3 protein-coding genes and 1 pseudogene are annotated in these 6,028 nt (G+C 73.1%); all 4 read right to left on the reverse strand.

Translation table 11 applies throughout. The features are described from left to right. Positions 1–20: 20 nt before the first annotated feature. A complete protein-coding gene (locus ACWDSL_RS35940; protein ID WP_450492140.1) occupies positions 21–2,723 on the reverse strand; it encodes a YfhO family protein in 2,703 nt (900 codons plus the stop codon). Between the two features lie 374 nt (positions 2,724–3,097). Continuing rightward, positions 3,098–4,072: a lysylphosphatidylglycerol synthase transmembrane domain-containing protein gene (locus ACWDSL_RS35945; protein ID WP_450492141.1), complete on the reverse strand. Its 975-nt coding sequence runs from the start codon at positions 4,070–4,072 to the stop codon at positions 3,098–3,100. A 45-nt stretch (positions 4,073–4,117) separates the two neighbouring features. Further along, positions 4,118–5,410 carry a glycosyltransferase 87 family protein gene (locus ACWDSL_RS35950; protein WP_450492142.1) on the reverse strand — a complete coding sequence of 431 codons (1,293 nt, stop codon included), beginning with the start codon at positions 5,408–5,410 and terminating at the stop codon, positions 4,118–4,120. Beyond that, a pseudogene (locus ACWDSL_RS35955) lies at positions 5,407–6,028 on the reverse strand (polyprenol phosphomannose-dependent alpha 1,6 mannosyltransferase MptB); the annotation flags it as partial. The pseudogene ACWDSL_RS35955 and the gene ACWDSL_RS35950, both read right to left, overlap by 4 nt.

The following is a 6,028-nucleotide window of genomic DNA, read 5'->3' on the forward strand; positions in this document are numbered from 1 at the left end:
CGTCAGTGATGTCTGTGATGTCAGTGATGGGCATGGCGGCGGCTCTCCCGTCGGTTGCGCAGCAGCCGGTAGGCGGCCGGGAGGGTCAGGGCCAGCAGTGCGGCGGCTCCCACGGCGGAGCCGAGGCGCAGGCCGGGAGGGCGGAAGGTGCAGTCGATGGAGGTGGCGGAGCCGTCGAGCTCCACGGCGATCAGGCCGAGGTAGCTGTCGGCCGGGCGGTGCTCTCCGTCGCCCGCGGCGCACTGCCAGCCCGCGATCCGCGGGACGGCGACCACGGCGAGGCCGCGGGAGCCGGCGGGCAGTTCGGCCCGGATGCCGGTGTCGGTAACGCTGTCGGAAACACGGACCGAGGTGGCGCCGTGGGACCGGAGCCGGCCTGTGGCCGTGCGCAGCCGTCCGGTGTCCAGGCAGCCAACGGAATCGGCGGGGACGGTACCGCCCTTCTGGATGGTCAGATCCACCTCGACGCGCCCGGAGGCCGGGGCCTTCCCCAGCGGCTGCATGGGGGCGACCTTGGTGACCGGGTTGTCCCCCCGGAACCCGACCGGGGGCCGGTCGGCGCCGCGCAGCGCGGCGACCCCCCAGTAGTGCGGCGCCCACAGGAACACCTGGGAGCCGCCCGGGCAGGTGGCGGTCAGCAGCGCCTTGGGGCGGGAGTGCTTGGTGGGGCCAGGGGGCAGTCGGTAGCCGTGCTCGGGGGTGCGGGCGGCCGGGCCGCCGTCCGCGCCACGTATCGCGACCTTGTCGGCCATGGTGTACACCCGGGCCCCGAGCAGCAGTTCCTGGTTACGGAACGGCGAGGAGCCGAACGCGGGCGCCTTCTTGACGGCGGGCCGGACGGTGACCAGGGGCGGTACGGACGCGCGGGTGACGTACGGCTCGACGTCGATCGTCGCGTTCGGGTCCCGGTGCGGATCGGGCGGGGAGTGGACGCGGGCGCCGACCGAGAAGATCGCGTCGGTGACCGGGTTGTCCAGGCTCTGCAGGGACCGGCCGCGCGAGTACCAGCCGCCGCCGAGGGCGGTGAGGGTGCGGCTGAACACATCGGCGGTGAGGCTGCTGTAGTACTGCGCGCCCTGCCCGCCGACCAGCAGCGGGTCGTTGCCGACGGTCTGTTCGCGGCCCGGGTCCGTACGGTACCGGGGCCAGCCGTTCGCGTCCGCGATCAGCTCCTGCTGCTTCTGCTGGCGCTCGCCCCAAGGCGCGTAGTCGTCCAGATGCCCCAGCCGCAGCCGGTCGGCGACGGCCATGGTGGCCGCGGACTGGCCCACCTGGGCGCCGATCACCAGGACGACGGCGAGGGCGGCGAGCAGCGGACGGTGGTGCCGCCCGGCGTACCGGGCCAGCAGGAGGGCGACCGCGACGGCGGCGAGCCCGGCCAGCAGGAGCGGATAGGTCCAGGGGCGCATCAGCTCGGTGGCGCGGGACGCGCCCGCCGCGATCACCGCCAGCAGCGCGCCCGCGGCCAGCAGCGGGCGGCCGCCCGGTGTGCCGTGCGCGAAGGAGAGCCAGGCGGCGGTCACCAGCAGCCCGCACAGCACGAAGGTCTCCCGGTACTGGCTGCCGTTGGGGACGCTGAAGGCGTGCCAGGCCAGCTGGGTCGGCCCCCACTGGAAGGACAGCGCCACCGCCGCGACCAGCAGCGTCCAGCCGCCTCGCAGCCGCTTGGGGACCGCCGGGTTGAACGGCAGCGTCAGGGCGAGCAGCAGCGCCACCGTGTCGACGTAGACGGCCGGGCTGCTGAAGTTGTACGTGCCCGGCAGCAGCCGGGCCATGACGTCCGTCCAGGGCTTGGGCGTGAACTCCATGACCCGGCCCGGGTAGGCGTGTTTGGTGCCGAAGTAGATGACCGAGACCATGGGCGCCGCGAGGCCAACCCCGACCGCCAGGACGCCCGCCAGCCGCGCCACGGGCCGCCACAGCGGAGCGAGCCGCTGCCGCAGGGGGACGCCGGTGGGGGCGGCCACCAGCAGCCGGGTGAGCAGCAGCAGTACGGCGCCGAGGGTGGCCATGTACGCGGTGTAGAAGTTGGCGATCCACATGAGCGCGACCAGCAGCGCGCCCACGACGAACCGCTGCCCCGCCAGGACCCAGTGGCCGACCAGGCACAGCAGCGGCAGCGCGATCAGCCCGTCCAGCCACATGGGGTTGTACGAGGCCTCGGCCACGGACCAGCCGCACAGCGCGTACGAGGCGCCGAGCGCCCCGGCCGCCCACCACCGGCCGGGGCGCAGCGTCAGCAGCAGCTGGGCCATCACCGCACCGGCCGTGGCCATCTTCAGCAGCGTGATCACATACACCGCGAGGTCGATCCGGTCACGCGGGAAGAGGGCGACGAGCAGCGCGAACGGGCTGCCGAGGTAGGTGCCCAGGTCGGGCAGGAAGCCGGCGCCGTAGCCGGACTGCCAGTTGAGGAACAGACCGCCGTCCCCGCGGCCGTGCAGCAGGTCCCACAGATGGGCGTGGAAGGGCACGAACTGATTGCCCAGGTCGTTCACGCTGCGGGTTCTGAACCCGAAGGGGTAGCTGCGGGCCACGGCGTCGCCGAGGCACAGGGCGGCCACCGTGACCAGGGCGGCGAGCGCGGCGGCCCGGCCGCGGACGCCGCGCGGGACATCCGGAAGCGCGTCCGGCAGCGCGACCGGCGGTGCGTCGGGCGCGGGCGGCGCGGCGGCTTCGCGCGGCTGGTCATCCGGCCGGGTGCGGGCCGGTCGGCCGGTCATGAGCGATCGCATGAATTCTTCAGGATCCAATTCCGATAGACGGCGCGAATTTTGACTTCACGCCGATTACTTGTCCGGCGACGCGGACGAGTTCCCATGGCGTGGGTCACAGTTCACGGCCGCGTACGCGGGCAGCTCGAATGGACGTCGCACGACTCCCCCAGTGGAATGCGCGGCGGGCTCACTCGGCCTGTTTGACCCCGCGAATCCTTGATTGGTTGCCCCACTGTCTGCGGAATTTACAGAACGATGGGGCGACTTCCGGAATTAATCCTTCGTATTTTCTGTGTTCACCTTTTGGGCGGCGAGAGGAAATGTACGAAGCATCAGGGGACGGCAGTTGGGCGGCACGGCGACGGCATGGCCGCGGTCGCTCAGACGATCTTCCAGCGCACCAGGGTTCCCAGCACCAGCGCTCCGGGGATCAACGGGAGCCACACCGTGATGAAGCGGTAGGCGAGCACCGCGGAGGTGGCGGCGTCCGCCGGGGCCCCGGTCGCGACGAGCGCGATCACCAGCGCGGCGTCCACGGAGCCGATGCCCCCTGGCGAGGGGATGACCGCGGCCAGGCACGTGGCTGCCAGATAGGCCAGTACGACATGCCCGGGCGGCACGTCCAGCTCCACCGCGACGGCGACCGCCGCGAGCCCGGCCGCCTGAAGCACGGGAAAGGCCACCGAACCGCCCCACAGGGCGAGCGCCCTGGACGGCCGGGCGTGCAGCGAGCGGGCGTCGGTGAGCGCGGTGACCAGGAAGGTGCGGACGATCCGGCGCACCGGACGGATCGCCAGAACCGCGGCCACCAGCGCGCAGATCGCCGCCCCGACCGTCAACGGCAATGCCGCCCCGATCCGGTCCGGGAGCAGCGGCCCGATCCTGAGCGCTTCGGGGAAGGCGAGCAGGAGGACCAGCAGCAGCCCGATGCGGGCGGTGGCCTCCGCGAGGAAGTACAGGGCGAGCGCGGCCGTGGAGCGGGCGGCTGGGAGGCCGCAGCCGGTCATGAAGCGGATGTTGACCGCGCTCGCACCGATCCCCGACGGCAGAAGGTGGTTGGCCGCCCCCGCGGCGAACTGGGTGGCGAACAGCCGCCCCGGAGGCAGCCGTTCCAGGACGGTGCCCTGCCGGGCGAACGACACGGCGACCCAGCCGAGACCGGTCGTGGCGACCGCGGCGAGCAGCCAGTAGGGGTTGGCGTCAAGGAGCTGACGGGCGCCGGAGCCGATGAGCGACCAGTGCCCGATCACCCATACGGCGACGACGGCGATCGGCAGCAGGCACAGGATCTGGCGCAGCGGAAGCCGCCGGCGGGCGGGGAGGCGCTGCCGCTCGGGCATCATCGTCGCGGGCATGTGCGCTCACAGGTGCTCGGGGGCGGAGAGACCGGGGCGGTGTGGTCAGGGTGTCCACCGTGGGAGACGTTGAGGCGTACTCGGATCGACATCCGGTCGGCGCGGCGGTGGCGAAAAGGCGACGTCCGGCTCGCGCACGGGGACATCCGGCCCACGCGTAGGGGCGTCCGGCTCGCGCACCGGGAGGGCGAGCAGCAGGCCGAGGCAGATCCATACGTAGGCGTTGCTCCCCAGGAAGCCGTCCACGCCGGTGGGGTGGAAGCGCCACAGCCACACCACGCTGCTGCACAGGATCACATACACCGCGGCCGCCGTGGACAGCAGCCGGCGGCGGCGCGCGGGCGGCGTGCCGGACCGCAGCCCGGTGTCGACCAGCACCGTCAGGGCCGGGATCAGCCACACCAGATGGTGCACCCAGGTGATCGGGCTGACCAGGCAGGCGGCGACGCCGGTCAGTGCGAACCCCGCCGCCTCGTCCCCCGCGGCGGCAGCGCGCCGTACGCGATGGGCCCACAGGGCCATGACGGCGAGCGCCCCCAGCGCCCAGATGGCGCCGCTCGGCGGGACGGGGTCGGTGAGCCGGGCCAGCACTCCGCGCCACGACTGGTTGGAGACATACGCGGCGACCCCGATGCGGTCGGTGTCCCACAGGTCCTCGGTCCAGTAGTCCCGTGAGGCGGTCGGCGCCACCCAGGCTGCCAGCAGGGTCGCGGCCGCCGCGGTGCCCGCGGCCGTCCCGGCGGCGCGCCGGCGCCCGGTGACGGCCAGATAGCAGATGAAGATCGCCGGCGTGAGCTTGATCGCGGCGGCGATGCCGATGGCGAACCCCGCGTACTTGCCACGGCCGGTGGACAGCAGCCAGGCGTCGAAGAGCACGAGCGCCAGCAGGACCAGGTTGACCTGGCCGAAGCTGAAGGTGTCCCGGACCGGCTCCAGCAGGGCGAACAGGCAGGCCGCCACGGCGAAGGCGAACCACCGGTGCCGGGCGTGGCGGCGTACGAGGGGACCGGTCAGCCAGTACAGCACGACCGCCGAGGCGGCCAGGTTGAGCAGCATGCAGATGGTGATCGCACCCGACCAGCTCACCAGAGCCATCGGCAGCATGCACAGGGCCGCGAACGGCGGGTAGGTGAAACCGTAGGCAGTGCCGTCCGCGCCGGGCACCGTGTAGTCGTACATGCGGCCCCCGTCGTGCAGCCAGTGGTCGACGGTGCCGTAGTAGACGCTCAGGTCGAACCAGTCGCGGTGGAGCGGCACGGTGGCCAGGAAGAGCGCCACGGCCCCGGTCAGCCCGAGCGTCAGCAGCAGTCGGCCGCGCGTGGTGGTGGGGCCCGTCATGCCGCGTGCTCCGTCCAGTGGTCGCCTGCGGCGAGTCTCGGGGCCCATTTGACGCACCACAGCGTGAGCAGCGCCAGCGCCCCGCCGCATACGGCGAGGGTCAGCTGCTGTCCGTCCGGCGCGAATCCGCTGGGCAGTACGGCCAGGGCCAGCACCCCGCTCGCGGCGGCGACCACCCGGCGCACCGGTCCGCTCGGCGCGGCCGCGGCGATGAGGAACAGCCCCCACAGCAGATACCAGGGGCGGATCGCGGGGCCGAGCGCCGCCACCGCCATGAGGCTGAGACCCAGCGCGTAGACGGGGCGGGAGCGGGAGGCACGCAGCCAGACGACCGCGACGGTGACGGCCGTCGCCAGCAGGCCGAGCGCATGCCAGGCCGGGGTGGCCAGCGGCGCCAGACCGCTGCCGAGTGCGTCCAGGGCGGCGCCGGTGGCGCGGCCGAGGGCGCTGGTCAGCGCCCAGTTGTCCGGGGAGACCGGGGTGGTCAGGGCGGCGATCCAGCCATAGCCGGTGCCGGCGACGGCCGTCGCCGCGCCCGTGGTGCCCAGCGCCAGGGCGCCGGTGGCCAGCACGGCCCTGGTGCGCCCCACAAAGGAAGAGCGTCGGGGAGGGAAAGAG

Source organism: Streptomyces sp. NPDC000941 (assembly GCF_053599555.1).